Here is an 18345-nt window from a genome sequence, read left to right as displayed (position 1 = left end):
CTGTGACTCTACCGACTCAGTCGGATGGAGACCTCGCTAAGCACATATAAAGATCATAATATCCTAACGATAAGAGAGGCAGAGGTACGGACTATCAGGCTGTATCCCCTGTCTCTCTTTGTACTAAAAACATAGAGCAATGAAATACAAAAGCATTATCCTCTCCATCTGTTTCCTGATAAATGTTTCGGGAGGCTTTGCCGCTTCTCAAGGGGCTTGTATGCCTCAGAGCTGGTTAGGGGAAATAGGACAGAAAGCCAAAGAGAAGGTAGAAAAGCGGGTGGGGGAGAAGGTAGACAAAGCCATGGACAAGACCCTCGACAAAGCTGAAGAGGAAGCTGTCAAAGGAACGAAGAAAGCCACTGCAACCCCCGCTAAAACAACTACTCGCAAGACTATTTCATTGGATGAACTGGATCGACAAAACGATCAGAAAATGCGTCGCGCAAGCAATGCGGGCAGATCAGTCGGCAAGGTCGGCGGCCAAGGCGGATGTGAAATCCTGTTTCCGACCAAGCAGGGTGCTCGGCGTGAAATGACTATTTACGATGCCAAAGGAAAAGTTACCGGCACGATTCGGCAGCAGGTGCAGAGTGTAACTAACACGGCTAAAGGGATGAAAATAGCCACCACTCAAGAGATGTATGACAAGAAAGGGAAGCCGATCTTTTCGGGCACGGCGAATATGTGGTGCGACGGCGACCGATTCTATGTCGATGCCCAATCGTTGCTCAATGAGCAAACGCTCAAGATGTTCGAAGACATTAAGAGCAAAGTGACAGGCGTGGACATCACCTATCCATCCCGAATGTCGGCAGGTCAGTCTCTGCCCGATGCCGAAGTGACGATTACGGCCGAAGCGGCCGATTTCCCATTGCCTCCGATTACTCTGCGAACCATCGACCGCAAGGTGCAGGGCATCGAAAGCATTACCACTCCGGCCGGAACTTTCCAATGCTACAAGATCAGCTATTCGATCGTCATGGAAAGTATGATTACGGTACGGATGAGTGCTGTGGAGTGGATGTCGAGAGAAGCCGGATGTGTCAAGAGTGAGAGCTACGACAAGAAGGGCAAACGCATAGGCAGCACACTGCTCACGAAGCTGGAGTAGCCGTTTCAGTGCCGATTATTGTGAGTCGCTCGTTTATGCCGTGTCGTATATTGGTAATATGAACAAGAAATGTTTCACTCCAATAGTGTCCTAAACGTTTCGTTAATCACCTGATATACAGCATATTGAAACTCGAGCCCCAATGTGCAGAATATTCTTGCAAAGAATTTAATATCAGCCAATTAGGATGTATTCTGAAAAATTATTTAGGACGCTATTGGTTTCACTCATAAAAATGTCAACAATTATGAAATTAAAAATTGCACTCAGAATGCTGCTGGCGACTTTTGCCATAGTTTTATTTAGCCCTCCGGCCAAGGCTCAGATGGATATTGGTGGAGACGATGTATTGATCGAGACGATCTCCACCCTATCAGGATATTCAGAGGATTTTTATTACAAGATGGCTGTGGCAGACAATGGATGGATCTATGTGATGTTGGATTTATCTCGTATTAATCCCAGTGGTGTCTTTTTGTATCGTTCGAAAGACGGTGGTGCTACTTACCAAAAGTTAGGGTCTTTGGGGTCTTTGGTGCCTTATGACTTCGATGTCTCGCATTGCGATTTTACTGTAACGGGCAAGGATGAAGATGATATCAATGTTTGGACAGTCATGACAGCATCCGAATATGTAGGTGGTACTATTGGCAATGGCGTTTTGCTGATGCATCGCCATGATGCAGATATCAATAATACAGAGTGTGTGTACAAGAAGGATTTTCCTGATCATGCACTGGAGGGTGTAGCCATCGCCTCCAACTACCGTGCACCCTCTCCTTACGGTTTGGGGGGCGATCCTTTTGCTCTCGCTGTCGCTGTTAGTGGCTCCGGAAGCGATCACAGCTTCTTGGACTATATTTTTTCGTTAGATGGTGGAGTACACTTTGAGCAAAAGCGTATTTACACAAGACCCCAAAAACTGACTATCAATAGAGTAGACCTTTCATTAGGCAGTACATCTTCTTCTCTTGGATTTAATACTTGGCCACTAATGGGAGTCGTATTCGAAATGAATCGGAACTCTGATGGCTTCGACATTGGTTTCATTTCCAACTTTGTGGACTATGATCCCCGCTATGCGTGGTCTGATCCGATAATAATAGAAGAAGACTGTGGATGGACTGATTTTAATCCTTTGGGAGCACTAAGTATAGAGATCCAAATGATGTTGGATGACAATTCGGATAATACCGTGGGTGGAGAACGCTCCCATAACTTCCTGATCACTTACCCGGGCCATTACGTATATCCGAAGCAGTCTTTCGATTACTCTCTCGGACATACACCTACAAAGAAAGATCTGGTCGTTAAACACTGTATAGGTATTCCGGCTTTGGCATACGATAAAGAAGGCGATCGTTATCTGACTACTTTTCAGGATCACAATCTAATGAGATACAGATGGATCAAATACGATGACATTCATTCTCCTTATGGTTGGAGTTGGCCGTATGTATATGCAAAAGAAGCTAAAGATAAAGAGAGGCGTCGTCCGCAAGTAGCACTCAATCCTACCAATGGAAAGGCTTGTTGGATATGGCATACTCGCAAGAGTCCATATGAGGAAACCAAACCACATCCCACTCCTGTAATTATTAAACATTTCCTATGGTCCGATACGGAGTGGGTACATGCTCTGGATGTGGGGGACGTATTGCAGAAGGAGGGTGGCATGAAGCTCTACCCTAATCCTGCCAAAGAATATGTTCTGATCAACTTACCCAAAGAAGGGAATCACGAGGCTGTCTTATACGACATGCAGGGCCGAATCGTGGTGGAAGTTTCATTCTCAGGGAAAGAATATAAGCTGAATGTGCAGCATCTGTCCAAAGGTACGTACATGCTGAAAGTTGTAGCGGATACGGAGTATTTCGTGGAAAAAATCATTGTAGAGTAAGAAATCGGCACGAAAAATCTAAGACCGGAAAAAGACACCTGAGTCTTGGAGTGGGAATGCTTGTCGGAAGAGAATCGCCCGACTTCTTTCCCGCTTTGAGGCGAAGAACAGCAAACTCTCCCGTCTGACCTGCGGGAGGGTTTAAGACCCCCATATATACAAGGGTCTCTAATAAACTGTGACCGGATCCATGAGAGGGAGAGTCGTCCTGACAGATCCTCTTGTGGATCTTTCTTTTTTGTGGCGGTTTGAATGGTTGCAAAACGCGCAGATTCGATGTTGGGGTTATTCCGCTACCGGAGAAAGCTCATGGTTGGTTTACGCTCCAAAAATTTAGTGTTTGCGCTCTCTGAAAACATGGCGTGAAAACTTTTTCGTTCCGGCGCGGGAAGTGAAAAATTTACGCGCCGGAACGAAAAAAATCTCGCGCCATTTTTTCGGGAAACTCAGACCGCAATCGGCAGCTTTTTGGGACGTGTTTTGGCGAGCATTGGATCGGCGAGGCGGTGCTGACGAGCCGGCATATATGTGCCAAGACCTACGCTCTATCGGATAAAGATGATTCCATCATATCGTTATAGGTTGGCACATTCCCCATCGGGGAACCTTTTCTGTAGGAATTGACGTACTTTTGTCCGGAACCAAGTCCGTTTTTTTGAGTATGCGCTTTGATGAATTGAATTTAGGAGATGAAGTATTGGATGGCCTCGATGCCATGAATTTCTTCGAGACCACACCCGTGCAGGCCGCCACCATCCCGCCCATTCTGGAGGGGCGCGATGTGATCGCCTGTGCCCAGACCGGCACCGGCAAGACGGCAGCCTATCTGCTACCCATACTGGATCGCCTGAGTGCAGGCGAATTTGCCTCCGATGTGGTGAATGCCGTGATCATGGCTCCCACTCGCGAACTGGCGCAGCAGATAGATCAGCAGGTGGAGGGATTTTCCTACTTCATGCCCGTATCGGCCGTAGCCATATACGGGGGTACGGACGGGGTGGCATGGGAGCAGCAACGCCGGGGGATGGCTATGGGGGCAGACATCGTGATAGCCACACCGGGGCGTCTGATCTCGCATCTGAACTTGGGATCGGCTGACCTCTCCCACGTCTCCTACTTCGTTTTGGACGAGGCCGACCGTATGCTGGACATGGGTTTCTTCGATGACATCATGCAGATATACAAGCAGCTGCCGAATTCGTGCCAGACTGTTATGTTCTCGGCTACGATGCCTCCCAAGATCCGTAAGCTGGCAGCATCCATTCTGAAGAATCCGATAGAAGTGGAGATCGCCATCAGCCGTCCGCCGGAGAGTATCATGCAGAGCGCATACATTTGCTACGAAGCGCAGAAGCTCCCTATACTCCGCAAGCTCTTCGAGCAGTCGGCACCGAAGCGCACCATTATTTTCGCCTCGGCCAAGCTCAAAGTGCGTGAGCTGACTTCCACTCTCCGCAAGATGGGTTTCAATGTGGCCGATATGCACTCCGATCTGGAACAGTCCCAGCGCGAGCAGGTGATGCGCGACTTCAAAAACGGCTATGTGGATGTACTCGTGGCCACAGACATTGTAGCCCGAGGGATCGACATCGACAACATACGCGTAGTCATCAACTACGACATACCCCACGACCCCGAAGACTATGTGCACCGTATCGGGCGGACTGCCCGGGGTACGAATGGAGAGGGGCTGGCTATCACTTTCGTCTCCGAGGAAGAGCAGAGCGACTTCCACAAGATCGAGACGTTTCTGGGCAAATCGGTCTATAAACTGCCTGTCGATCCGGAGTTTGGCGAGGTCCCTGCCTACGAACCGGCTAAACGTCGCCCCCGTCGCCATGGACGCAGTGGCGATGCCCGTTCCGGTCGCTCCGAAAAGGACAAAAGACAAGGGAAAACCGCTTCGAACGGACGCAGACGCGGAGGCGCGAGACCGAGGCGATAGGGCCGAATCGGGGCATGACGGCCATACATCGGCTGCGGTTTGACCCCCATCCTCTTTTCTCCTTTCGAGCTTCCATACATAATGTATATATATTACTTTTGCATCACGTCCGTCAGCAGTCGCCGCCGAGGTGGCCCGACGCGTTCGATTTGCCGGTAATGGAACGATAACTCTACACCATATCAAAGATGAACAACGAAAACAAGTTTTCTGTCTTTTCAGGAACCAAATCCCGCTATCTCGCGGAAAAGATCTGCAACAGTTTGGGTTGCCCGCTGGGGCGAATGAATATCGAGCACTTCGCCGATGGAGAGTTTGCCGTCTCCTATGAAGAGAGCATTCGCGGTCGGGACGTATTCCTCGTTCAGTCCACATTCCCGTCTTCGGACAACTTGATGGAACTGCTCCTGATGATCGATGCCGCCAAGCGTGCTTCTGCACACTATATCACGGCTGTCATCCCCTATTTCGGATGGGCCAGACAGGACAGAAAGGACAAGCCCCGTGTCTCTATCGGTGCCAAGCTGATTGCCGATCTGCTCAGCAAGGCCGGCATTACGCGTCTGATCACGATGGACTTGCATGCCGATCAGATTCAGGGTTTCTTCGATGTGCCGGTGGATCATCTCTACGGCTCCACCGTTTTCATGGAATACATCCGCAAGACGATGCCCATAGAGAACCTCGTAGTGGCTACACCCGACGTGGGAGGTACCAAGCGGGCCAACAGCTATGCCAAGCACCTCGGCGTTCCTATGGTAATCTGCCACAAGAGCCGTCTCAAAGCCAATGAAATAGCTGAGATGCGCATTATCGGGGATGTAGAGGACAAGGATGTGCTGCTTGTGGACGATATCGTGGACACTGCCGGTACGATAACCAAGGCGGCGGACTTGATGATGGCCCATGGTGCACGCAGCGTATGTGCTATCGCCAGTCACGCCGTGATGAGCGATCCGGCTTCGATGCGAGTAGACCAGTCCTCTCTGAAGGAAATGATATTCACGGATTCGATCCCCTATCCGCACAAGTGTGAGAAGGTGAAGATTCTCTCTGTGGCGGACTTGTTCGCAGAAGCGATCAAGCGCGTTTGCAGCCATGAGTCGATCACCACGCTCTATTCTTTCTAAGACAACAAGGGTAGTTCGTTCGAGCTACAGAGCTGCCGGAGTGAGGGATTCCTTCCTTTTGCACAGCTGACCGACTACACTATTTGATCAAATACTGACAGTCCTGCCATGGGTCGTATCAAGCTACGTTGGAAACGTATTCTCCTCTGGGTGATCATCTCACCCCTCTTGCTTGTGCTGCTCGTGGCAGGATTGCTCTATCTGCCTCCCATACAGCAATGGGCTGTAGGGATAGCCGCGCGTAAGGCATCCGAAGCCACCGGTATGCAGATCGATATCGGACGCATTCGTCTGGGTTTTCCGCTGCACCTCTCTTTGCAGGACATTACAGCCGTGAAGGCAGAAGGCGACACGCTGGCGGATATAGGCTCTCTACGGGTAAGAGTATCGGTGCTACCGCTCCTCCATCAACAGGTGGAGGTGCCCGAACTTAAGTTGCAGGATGCTTCCATCCACTATACGGACAGTCTCGGGCTGATGGATATGAGGCTGAAAGCCAAACTGATTCGGGCAGCTCACATAGCCGTCGACCCCGAAGCAAAATGCGTCCTGCTGGGGCAGTGGCATCTATCCGATACCGATGTGGCATACTTCAGCGCAGATACCACGGCAGCCGATACGACCAAGAAAGGGCCCTTCGACTGGCAGTTCGAGTTGGACCGACTGGATCTGAAGAATATATCCGCTGAAGTCCGCATGCCCCTTGACAGTCTGTATCTCAATACTCTCATCGGAAAAGCTGCAATAGCCAAAGCCAAAATGGATATTGCAGACATGCTCTATCAGGTGGGCATGGCGCAGTTGGATCAGACTACTTTGTCCTACGACGTGGATGAAAGGGAAGCTTCGCCCACCTCTTTCGACTATCGTCATATTGCCCTGAACGATGTCTCCCTCCAAGCCAAGGACATTTGTTTCCACGATGGCGATATGGAACTCCGGCTGGTCAGCGGATCGCTGCGGGAGCGGGATCAATTCGAGCTACAGCGATTGTCGGGGAGATACAGGATGGATCGTTTCGGCTTCTTCCTGACGGACTTTTCCCTTGCTACGGGGCATAGTTATATCAATGGCGAAGCTCGGCTCCCATGGAACATCTTCAAGAAAGATCCGACGGCTATGATCAATCTCTCCATGGATGCTTCGATCGGATTGAAGGATGTAAGCTATTTGGCCGGGGATAATTTCCAACTTCCATCGCGCAGATTGGTACGCTATCCCGATACGCCTGTGGATATCGTGATACAATGTACAGGTACGCTTGATGAATTGGAGGTAGAGCATATGTCCCTGTTCTGGGACGGAATGACTGATATGGATGGACATGGGGTGTTTACGAAGTTGCTTGACGATCGCAATCGTGCCGGCAACTTTGTGCTGAATATGGGTTTTCATCAGGACGCTTCCGGCCTTTTGGCATTTTACGACAAGGCTCTTTACGAACGCTTCGCTATCCCTGCGGGCATGACTGTCGCTGCCGAGCTGAAGATCAGACGAGGAGTGTACAGCGGTCAAGTAAAGCTGACAGAGCGTTCCGGCAGCCTCCGCGTCGATGGCGACTATCTGATGGGTACGGATAAATATCGGCTCGATATGCAGGTGGACGGTCTGAACTTCGGTGTCTTCATGCCGAAAGATAGTATCGGTTCCATGCAGGCAGTGCTTCATGCCGAAGGACGTGGATTCGACCTCTTCAACAAACGTACTGTCTCCACTATACACACATCGGTCAAACACATCCGTTGGAAAGAGCGGGATTTGGATAGTATCACTTTTGATGCGGCATTGAACGAAGGTGTGCTCTTCGCTTCATTCAACAGCACGAACTCCTTTCTGAACGGGAGTATGCAATTGGATGCTCTCCTCGGCAAAAACAAACTGGACGGTTCTGTGATGGTGCGGATGGATTCGGCAGACTTCAACGCATTGGGCTTTGCGGACACTACTTTTGCGGCAGCTTTTGTCCTTGAGGGTCATGTGAAAAGCGATTTGGCTCAGACACATCGGTTCGAAGCCTCGGTACAAGATTGTTACATGCAGCTCGAACGCTACAAAGTAATACCGGAACGAATAGACATATTAGCCGATACCGATCCCGATAGTATCCGTCTGGATCTCGTTTCGGGCGACTTGAAAATGGCTCTCAGAGTAGGAGAAGGCATAGATGCCGTTACGGTCGTGTCCCAATCTCTCGGGAAGAAGATAGAGACATTCCGCAATGACTCTATTCAGCGTCTGCGACTCTCTTCGATTATTCAGGAGCTGCCTCATGCGACCTTTACGATCCAAGCCGATCGGTACAATCCGCTCCACGACTTTATGGAGGTAAACGGTATGAAATACAATTCCATCCGTGGCAAGCTGACCGTTTCGCCCGAAAACGGGTTGGAGGGGTATATGGATTTACAGGGTTTGCAGCGCGATACGCTCCGTGTCGATCGTTTACATCTGGACATTGCTACACTCTCACAATACGGTATGTTCGCGCCGGATTCAGCCAATTCGACAGAGGTGTCGGATTCGATTCTGAACAGATATGATCGTATGATCCGACTCACTCTGACCATGGATAAGAATCGTTTCCGTCGTCAGCCGGCCATGTACGGCAAAGTGGTGGCGGATGCTACCCTTCAGGGTTTGAATCTGCGCCTGAATTTGGCCGATGGAGCAAAGCAGGATGCTTACCGCATCGGGATTCACGGATTCTGGGATGAAAGCGGTTATGGTCTCAACTTCATAGAGTCGGAACCCGTTATCTTGGCATACAATCGTTTTACCGCTAGCAAGGACAATCGCATTTTCTATCGAAACGAAGACAAACGTCTGTCTGCCTCGCTTGAACTAAGCAGCGAGGATGGGCAATACTTGTCCGTGCAGACCAATGATACCATTCCCGATTTGGAAGAGATAGGTCTGAATATCCGCAACCTGCGCTTGCAACAATATATCCGAATGTCTCCCCTTCCTAACCTAGCCGGCAGATTTTTCGCTTATGCGCGACTATCCCGTACGGGAGGAGAGGACGGTATCACCACGATTACCGGCGATATCTCTGTCAATGAGTTCGAATTTGAAGGCAAGCCTATCGGCAACATCGCATCCTCTCTGTTCTATGAACCCCGTAACGACCATTCGCACTACGTAACGGCAGAGATAAGCTACAATGGAAATGCCGCCCTCAATCTCGATGGTATCTATCATGGAGGCATCCGTGAGAACAATCTCGATATGGCTGCCATCCTGAACGGATTCCCACTCGCCATTGCCAATCCTTTCATCGGAGTGGAAAGAGCTTCTCTCTCCGGTTTCATCGAAGGAAAACTTGCTATTGCGGGCAAAACGGACAGCCCTCGGATCGATGGACAACTGAATATGCGCGAAGCATCGGTCTATTCGCCGATGATTGGCAATACATTCTATTTCTCGGACAAACCGCTGGTCTTCGATCGCCACAAATTGGTTTTCGACAATTATCAGATACGCGCTCAAGAAAAGGCCCAAGACGGTCTTAATCTTAATGGAGAAGTAATTCTGACAGGAGCCAGAGCCATGACAGCCAATCTGAAGATGCTGGCAGACGAGATGACTGTGTTGGACAGCAAGAGAAATCAGGGCGACTTGCTGTATGGCAAACTGATTGCCTCCACTGATCTTTCCCTTCGCGGCCCTCTGCAAGCACTTGCAATTTCGGGTTCTCTGGATATTCATGGAGGCACTTCCTGTACGTATGTGTATACAGGTGCAGATCTGGAAACGGAAAGTCGGATGGGTGATGTGGTGAACTTCATGGACTTTTCCGATACGATCATGATTCGTTCGCAGGCCGATATGGAAAAGGAAAGAGCTTCATTCGGTGGCATGAACATGCTCGTTCGGATTCATATCGATCCCGTTGTACAGTTGGGTGTGGATCTTTCGGCCGGACATGAGGACTATTTGGAGCTGCAAGGAGGAGGAGATATGACCTTCACAATGCCGGCTTACGGGGAAATGAGTCTGACGGGCCGATACAATATGAGCGGTGGCGGCACCATGCGCTATACGCTGCCCGTCGTGGGTAAGCAGGTTTTCACCATCGATCCCTCAAGCTATGTGCAATGGAGCGGCAATGTGCAGGAGCCTTACGTCAACTTCAAGGCTGTACAGCGAGTACGTGCCGATGTGATGGAAAGCGGTAACAAGACGTTGAGAAAGGTGAATTTCGATGTGGGGATTATCGTCAAAGAAACGCTCAAGAATATGGATTTGGTGTTTGATGTCGAAGCTCCGGAGGACTTTTCTATCCAGACCCAACTGCGAAGTATGGGCCCGGAGGAACGTTCGAAGCAGGCCATCGGACTCTTGGCAACAGGTTCTTATTTGGCTTCCCAATCGAGTGGGTTCAACTTTGACAATGCACTCAGCAGCTACGCTCAGGGAATGATCAACAGTGCTCTGGGCAAGGTGTTCGACGGCTCCGGACTGAACATCGGTATGGAAAGTCATGATGGCACCGACGGAGGCGGCACATATACGGACTTCACGTATAGCTTCAGCAGACAATTCTATGACAACAGGATCCGTGTCGTGATCGGAGGATCTGTCGCTTCCGGCTCCAATGTGCCGACCAACAAGGAAAGGACATTGGTGGACAACGTATCCGTGGAGTACCGTCTGGACAAATCAGGAGCACAGCACCTCAAACTCTTCCACAAAAAGAACAATGAAAATCTGCTCGAAGGAGAAATAACGGAGACAGGCATCGGCTATGTGATCAGCCGAAAGCTGGCGCGCCTGTCCGATCTGTTCCGTTTCGGGAAGAAGAAAGAGACGAAAACCATCGTGCCGAAAGCAGAAGCTCTCAAACCCGAAGAGGAGCCGGTATCCGTGCGGACGGATACCATTCCGACAAAGCGATAAGAATCCCATGAAAGTATTACGGCAAGTATTCCTCCCCATCCTTTTGGCTCTACTGGCAGCAGCCTGCTCCACCACGAAGAACCTGCCGGAAGGCGAACAGCTGTATATCGGAATGGGCAAGACTCAGATACTCCGACAAGACAAGAGCCATGCAGGTCAGCAAGCTCTGACCGAAGTGGAGAGCACACTGAAAGTCACACCCAATGGAGCTATTTTCGGCAGTGCCAGTGCCTCCTTGCCCAAGCTGCCGTTTGGATTGTGGTTGTACAATAGCTTCGTGAGAGATTCGACGGTCATCTCGAAATGGATATTCGACAAGTTTGCAGCCAAACCGGTTTTCATCAGTCAGGTCAAGTCCGACAGTCGGGCGAAGGTGGCGACCAACATCCTCCGCGAACACGGATACTTCGATGCCGAAGTAAAAAGCAGTGTGACTACATTGAAAAAGGACTCCCTCAAGGCCAAAGTCTCTTATACGGTGGATATGGCCTCCCCCTATCATTACGACAGTATCGTCCCCCTGCCGATCAGCACCTTCCCCGACAGTATTTTGGCCTACAGGCAGACTCCGACTTTGATCCAAAAAGGAGACCAGTTCAATTTGGCAAAGCTGCATGAAGAGCGTCAGACTATCAGTGCCTTGCTGAGAGACAATGGCTATTATTACTTTCGTCCGCAAGATATTATTTACGAGGCCGATACCCTCCTCGTAAGGGGTGCCGTCTGCCTCAGAGCCAAACTGTCGGAGGACACCCCTCCCCAAGCCATGCGTCCGTGGAAGATCGGGAAACGGACAGCAGTGCTATTGGGTATGAATGGAGAAGCACCGACGGATTCGCTCGAAGTGAACGACCTGAAAGTCCTTTACTATCGTAAAATGCCGGTTCGTCCCAAGATTTTGGCCCAACGCTTTCGTTTCTTTTCCGGCAATCTGTATCGGCAGAAAGACGATGAGACGACGCGCAAATCCTTGGCACGTTTGGGAGCCTTCTCCGTTATCGATCTCAATTTTTCGCAACGGGATTCCACCTCCGACCTGTTGGATGTGAGGCTGTTGACCTCGCTCGACAAACCGTGGGACGCATCTTTAGAGACCTTGTTCACGAGCAAGAGCAACGATTTCATCGGCCCGGGACTGAATTTCGCCCTTGCTCGGCGCAACGTATTCGGAGGAGGGGAAAATCTGTCTTGGAATATCGGCGGATCCTATGAGTGGGAGACCCGCAATCGCCCCGAAGGCAGCAGCAACCATCTCATCGACATCAATTCGTACAACGTCAATACGTCCGTAAATCTCTCTTTCCCCTCGATCGTATTCCCCGGCCTGTTGGACAAGTACTATTACTATCCTACGACTACCACGTTTCAGGCTTCTGCCACGGCACTGAACAGGGCTCATTACTTCAGCATGTACTCTTTCGGTTTCTCGACCACCTATGAATTCCAGCCCTCCAAAGAGCATCGGCATGCCATCTTCCCACTCAAGCTGAACTACAACCTCCTGGGGCATCAGACCGAAACCTTCCAGACCATTACGGCGAACAATCCGCCCCTGCTGCTGAGTCTTCAGAGTCAGTTCCTTGCACAAATGGGGTATGTCTACACTTTCAACAAATCAGTCTCTGAAAAAAGTTCGCATCATCTCTGGATGCAATTCGGCCTGTCGGAAGCAGGCAATCTGCTCAATCTGATCTATCTGGCTGCCGGCAAGAAGTACAGCGACACCAAGAATTTCATCGGTGTGCCCTTCTCTCAGTTCATCAAAGCCACGGGAGAGTTGCGCTATACCTATACCATAGACCGCAATCAGTCTCTGGCAACGCGCTTTGGCTCAGGCGTGATCTACAGCTATGGCAATATGCGGGTAGCCCCCTATAGCGAGCAGTTCTATGTGGGTGGGGCCAATAGCATCAGAGCCTTCACCGTCCGTAGCATAGGCCCCGGGCGATTCAATCCCGATGAAGACAATCTGTACTCTTATTTGGATCAGGTCGGGGAGTTCAAGCTCGAAGCCAACGTGGAGTACAGGGGCAAACTCTTCGGCGATCTTCACGCAGCGGTTTTCCTCGATGCGGGTAATGTCTGGCTCTTGCGTGAGGATCCTTCCCGTCCGGGCGGTGCTCTGTCCGAAGCGGGATCGATAAGCAATTTCCTGAACAGCATTGCTCTCGGCACCGGTGTCGGCCTTCGCTACGATCTGGCATTTCTCGTGGTTCGTGTCGATGTCGGCTTCGGTCTCCACCTTCCGTACGATACGGGCAAGAAAGGTTACTACAATATTCCGCGCTTCAAGGATGCCGTGGGTTTCCATTTGGCAGTCGGCTACCCTTTCTAAGAGAATCTTTTGGGTAAGTTCGCCCCCTTAGCCCGATGCCAAACTCCGAATACCCTTTTGTGATAAAATCTGTTATCGGCTACTGATAGAGCAGTCGCAACAAACAAAAAGCGAGCCAAAATCCGTGAGAAACTCGCGCCATGATTTCGGATTTGCGGTTCGTCTTTTTTTCAAATCTCGAGCCAAAAGCGAAAAAAAGACGAGTGAGAATTTTTTGATTGCCGAACGACTATTTCGGATTTTTCAGTTCCGTTTTTGTGTGTCTTGTCGCTTGTGTTTTCTTTATCGGGAGTGAGGAGGGGGATTTCGTTAGACTTTTCATACAGTATATTACAGATTTTCGATTTTTGCAGGATTCCTCTTTTTGGGGAGCTTCCGCGGCTCTCTTTTCGGTATTTAAGCTAAGGAATGTAAGTATCTTTGCTCCTTGAAAGCAAAGTTATCTGCGTGAGTCAAAGGAAAAAACTGTCAGCCGGTCTCATACGGTTTATCCGTCGTTATCGCACCGTCATGCGCCGATCCAAGTGGGTGGTCGTGGCAGTGCTGACAGTGGCCTTTTGTCTGCTGATTCTGCCCAATCTGATCCTGCAAATTCCGTCCGTGAGGCGTTCCGTCGCCGGACGTGTGCAGACCGAACTGTCCAAGGCTCTCGAAACTCGTGTCCGAATCGGGCATATCAGTATCGGCTGGTGGCGACAGGCAGAGATCAACGACATAGTCATCTTCGATCGTGCCGGTCGTCCTGCGGTGTCTGCCGAACGTTTGACCGGAGGTCTGGATCTGCTCCCCCTTTTGAGAGGGCGTCTGAGCTTCTCTTCAGCGCGTCTGTTCAAGGGCGAATTCGATGTATATCGCTCCCGCCCCGATACGGCATTGAATATCCAGTTTATTCTGGATGCCCTCAAAAGCAAAAATTCGGAAGAGCCGAGCCGGCTACAGCTCAATATCAATACCATCTTGCTTAGGAACTGCCGTCTCTCTGCTACGGGGCTGCACAAAGCTCAGTCCGGGACATTGGGGTTGCATGACTTGAATGCCAAGGTACGTCTTTTCGAAGTCGATAGTACGGGACTGAAAGCACAGCTGCGCCACCTTTCTTTTTTGGAAAATAGTACCGCTCTCAACCTCAAAGAGCTACATGCCGATGTCAGTCTTCGGGGCGACACATTGGGCGTGGATCGTCTTCATATCTCTTTGCAGAACAGTCATCTGCGGATAGCTTCCGTCTACTGTGTCCTTTCCCCCGATGAATCCGGCTTGCCTGCTATAAGCATGACGGACTTGGCCGGTCGAATCCGTCCCTCTGATCTGAAAGGGGGCTTCCCCGCACTCGATACGATGGACGATCTGTTGGAAGTCTCTCTACCGGAGCTGGCTGTCGGTTCAGGCGAGGCCGTTATGCCCGAAATCAGCATGAGCTATGGCGATGAACTGACCTTACAGGCGGGCATAGGCTTGGCTGAAATAGGGGGAAAGGAGCGGATGCATATCAGGCTCCGGCTGGATGAGCTTAAGCTCGGCCCCCGAGCCTATATGCTGGCAGAGCGTATCTTTCCCGATCAGCTTCCCCCGCAAATGCGCGATCTGGGAGCTGTAGATATTATGGCGGCTGCCAATGGCCGACTGGACGATCTGCGGCTGAAAACTCGTGTAGAAACGGATGCCGGAGCTCTGACCATACAGGGCAAAATCGGCCTGGATTCTCTCTGGCGACCGGTGCATGTGGATGCTCATGCTACCACCGAAAGGCTGGAGCCGCAGCTTATGGCAGGCCGAAAAGACTGGCCGGAACACGTGGCATTCGACCTGAAAGTGAAGACGCGTCTGGATGCCGGCAATCTCCTGTCGGGAAGTCTGGCCGGCCGTGTGTCGCTGCTTACTTACCGAGGCTATACCTATGAGGATCTGACGATCGACGCACAGGCTGACAGAGGTAAGTGGTCGGGTGTCCTCAGCATGAACGACCCCAACGGTCATATCCGCCTCTCTTCTGCCGGCGAAGGACTTCCTTTCTCCGGTGGTTCCTCCCGATTAGAGTGGAATCTGACGGCACACAAACTTCATCCCGATCGGTTTCTACCCGGCTTTGGCATCCCGTCTGCCGATGCTCTGTTGGTATCTTCCGGTGAACTATCCGGAAACGGGATCGACAATCTGACGGGTACCGTAAGAATAGATACGCTGGACTGGCAGACAGCGGACAAAGGGCTTCATCTGCGCGACGTGATGCTGTCCACGGCAAGGGACGAAGGGCATCGCTCTGTCGTCCTCTCTTCTCCATTTTTGCACGGAAAGCTAAGTGGCGAGTTCGACCTCTCCGCACTGCCTGCTCTGTTCCAAAGGCTGGTTCGCACTCATCTTCCCGCCCTCATGGATCAGAAGGCTCAGGAGAAAGCTCCTGCCGAGCATATGCGCCTCAGTCTGGCGATGGAGGGGGCTTTGCCCAAAGAGTTGTGCAGCTTCTTAGGCCTCCCCGTTACCGAAGCTGACTCCATCAGGATCAGGGGAGACTATTCGGAATTGCTTCGAAGTCTCGACTTGCAAGTTCGTGCCGGCCGACTCATGGCCATGAACAAAGAACTTCGGGGTACGGAGGTGAATTTGAACTCATCCTCGGGCAAGGCCGAACTGATCTGCAGGTCGGACTTGTACCACGAAGGCAAACCCTCGATACGAGACCTCAGCCTGCAAGCCCTGATGACAGACGACAGTATCCGTACCCGGCTGGATATGGGGTTGGATAGGCGCGGTGCGAAAAATGGATTTGTATCCCTGCTCACAAATTTTCGTCGGGACAAGGATTCTTCGCTGAATACCCACATCCGTCTGGATCGCTCCACGGCACGCATCGGAGGCTACGAGTGGCAGATAGCCTCGGCTGAAGCCATATTGGCTCCGGAACGGCTGGTCGTCAGCAACCTCTCCATCAAGAGCGAAGGCAAAGCCGTCGAAGCAGAGGGGGTACTCAGCAACTCCCCTTCGGACTCGCTTCGTGTCCGTGTGAATCATATCAGTCTGAAGTATATATTGGAACTGGCCGGAGTGGATTTCGACATGCTCGATGTGGAGATGACGGGAGAGGCTGTCTTGAGCGACATCGCAGACCGGCAGTTCATGCAGGCGCGGATCACGGGCGAGAGCTTTACCGTGAACGGGATCGACGTGGGTCCTATATCGGCCTTCGGCTCATGGGAGAAGGCTACGCAGAGCATTCTGTTGGATGCGCTGGTGCATAACCCCGATGGTACGAGTACGTCGGCTTGGGGGTACATCCGCCCGTTCAATCCCCACGCCGGTCTGGATCTGCGGTTCGATGCCAAGCATGCCGATGTGGCCTTCATCCGACCTTTCCTGTCGGAGTTTTGCCATAAGCTGGAGGGACATGCTTCGGGAAACATGCGGCTCTTCGGTGATTTTAGCGATCTGACCATAGAAGGGGAGGTTATGGCCGAGCAGGTGACCTTAGGAGTCAAGGCTTTGAATACGGAGTATAAATGCGATGGACAGAAAGCCGTATTCACTCCTACTCAGATGCGCTTCGAGAATATGCTGGTGAGCGATCCGGACGGGCATACGGCCCGACTCAATGCGCACATCTCACATCGCGCTTTCGATGACATCAAAGTGGATCTGAAAGTCAGCGAAGCTCGCAATATACTTGCTTATAACGTGCCGGAGCGGGACAATCCCAATATACATGGCCGAGTTTATGTGTCGGGTGCTGCATATCTGCGCGATGTGCCCGGAGGGATGCGATGCGACGTCAATCTGATTTCTGAAAAAGGAACCCATATCGTGTTGAACTTTACGCAGCCTACGACAACGGAAGAGTATCGTTTCTTGCGATTCGTAGATCCGAAAAGCCGTGAGCGATGGAGACCGGAAACTTCTCCTGATCGGCCTCCCATGCCTCTACCTGCTACGGGAGGGGATCCGGAAATGGATTTCCATCTGGTCATGAATGTAGGCGTGACACCGGATGCAGAGGTGGACTTGATACTGGATCCGCAGACCGGCGATGGCTTACGCGGATCTGCCGTTGGAGACTTGCGTATCGATTACCATACATTGGGGGATATGAATGTATTCGGAGGGCTGGAGCTGTTGTCGGGCATTTATAATTTCAACCTCCGGCAGATTGTCCAAAAACGTTTCAGCATCAAAGAAGGCAGTAGCGTGAATTTTGCCGGCAATCCGATGCACGCGACTCTGAATGTAACGGCCGAGTACAATCTGACAGCCAACCTGAACGACCTGGACGAGTCTCTGGTGAGCGATGTCAGGCGGACTACCATTCCGGTGAATTGTCTGCTTCAGATCAATGGTGCCATGTTGCAGCCTGCTGTCAGCTTCGACATTAAGCTACCCAACTCCGACAGCGAATTGGAGCGTCGGGTTCGCAGTCTCATCCACAACGAAGATTCGATGACGAAGCAGATCGTTTATCTTCTTGTCTTAGGAAAGTTTTATACGCCGGAGAATGTCTACAATTCGGGAAGCGGTACGGACAACTGGACGGCAGTGGCCACCACCACTCTGTCGCAGCAACTCACCAATATGTTCGGAAGCCTCAGTGACAAAGTACAGATCGGAACGAGCATCAAGACGACCAATACCTCTTTTCAGGATACGGATATAGAACTACTCTTGAGTAGTCGTTTGCTGAACAACCGTCTCCTTATTAACGGGAATGTGGGCTATCGGGACAATCCTAATCTACAGAATACCTATGTGGGCGAATTCGATGCCGAATATAAAATCAATCCGTCCGGCTCCATTCGTATTAAGGCCTACAACCACTACAATAACCTCTATCAATATCTGCGTCAGTCCCTGACGACGCAAGGCCTTGGCCTTATCTTTAAGTATGATTTCGATGGCCGGCGACTTCCTGCTAAGACAGTCGGAGAAACCCGTATCGGTATCGATTCTCTTGCTCGACCCGATTCCGTAAGAGCGCAATAGTCCTACGGTTGTATGCTACGGCTGCATGCCGATCCGCATGCAGGCAGCTCTTTTTCG

General features: G+C 51.1%; 9 protein-coding genes. 8 read left to right on the top strand and 1 reads right to left on the bottom strand.

Annotated elements, in window-relative coordinates; all coding sequences use genetic code 11:
• Positions 1-139: 139 nt before the first annotated feature.
• Both HQ49_RS09050 and HQ49_RS09045 read left to right on the top strand, forming a co-directional pair.
• A complete protein-coding gene (locus HQ49_RS09050; protein ID WP_039419611.1) occupies positions 140-1114 on the top strand; it encodes a TapB family protein in 975 nt (324 codons plus the stop codon).
• Positions 1115-1361: 247 nt separating this feature from the next.
• A complete protein-coding gene (locus HQ49_RS09045) occupies positions 1362-3014 on the top strand; it encodes a TapA/TapC family T9SS-dependent outer membrane protein (protein WP_039419610.1) in 1653 nt (550 codons plus the stop codon).
• 333 nt (positions 3015-3347) lie between these two features.
• Here HQ49_RS09045 and HQ49_RS12320 read toward each other — a convergent pair whose 3' ends face one another.
• Complete coding sequence (locus HQ49_RS12320; RefSeq protein WP_230587295.1) at positions 3348-3437, bottom strand: DUF1661 domain-containing protein; 90 nt, start codon at positions 3435-3437, stop codon at positions 3348-3350.
• Here HQ49_RS12320 and HQ49_RS10930 point away from each other — a divergent pair.
• The 6 genes from HQ49_RS10930 (at position 3406) to HQ49_RS09020 (ending at position 18288) form a co-directional block, all read left to right on the top strand.
• Positions 3406-3570: a DUF1661 domain-containing protein gene (locus HQ49_RS10930; RefSeq protein WP_235290111.1), complete on the top strand. Its 165-nt coding sequence runs from the start codon at positions 3406-3408 to the stop codon at positions 3568-3570. The two genes, HQ49_RS12320 and HQ49_RS10930, sit on opposite strands and share 32 nt — an antisense overlap.
• A gap of 105 nt (positions 3571-3675) precedes the next feature.
• The gene (locus HQ49_RS09040) at positions 3676-4959 is read left to right on the top strand and encodes a DEAD/DEAH box helicase (protein ID WP_018965802.1); all 1284 of its coding nucleotides are present in this window, start codon (positions 3676-3678) and stop codon (positions 4957-4959) included.
• 188 nt (positions 4960-5147) lie between these two features.
• Complete coding sequence (locus tag HQ49_RS09035) at positions 5148-6089, top strand: ribose-phosphate pyrophosphokinase (protein ID WP_018965801.1); 942 nt, start codon at positions 5148-5150, stop codon at positions 6087-6089.
• A 108-nt stretch (positions 6090-6197) separates the two neighbouring features.
• Positions 6198-10988 carry a translocation/assembly module TamB domain-containing protein gene (locus HQ49_RS09030; RefSeq protein WP_039419608.1) on the top strand — a complete coding sequence of 1597 codons (4791 nt, stop codon included), beginning with the start codon at positions 6198-6200 and terminating at the stop codon, positions 10986-10988.
• Positions 10989-10995: 7 nt separating this feature from the next.
• A complete protein-coding gene (gene tamL, locus HQ49_RS09025; RefSeq protein WP_039419607.1) occupies positions 10996-13323 on the top strand; it encodes a translocation and assembly module lipoprotein TamL in 2328 nt (775 codons plus the stop codon).
• A 447-nt stretch (positions 13324-13770) separates the two neighbouring features.
• Entirely contained in the window at positions 13771-18288 is a 4518-nt protein-coding gene (locus HQ49_RS09020; protein ID WP_235290110.1) for a translocation/assembly module TamB, read from the top strand.
• Positions 18289-18345 lie beyond the last annotated feature (57 nt).

This window comes from Porphyromonas gulae, assembly GCF_000765945.1.
In the GTDB taxonomy this organism is placed as follows: Bacteria; Bacteroidota; Bacteroidia; order Bacteroidales; family Porphyromonadaceae; genus Porphyromonas; species Porphyromonas gulae.
The sequence above is the reverse complement of the archived record's forward strand: the minus strand, read 5'-3'. Positions and strand labels throughout refer to the sequence as shown.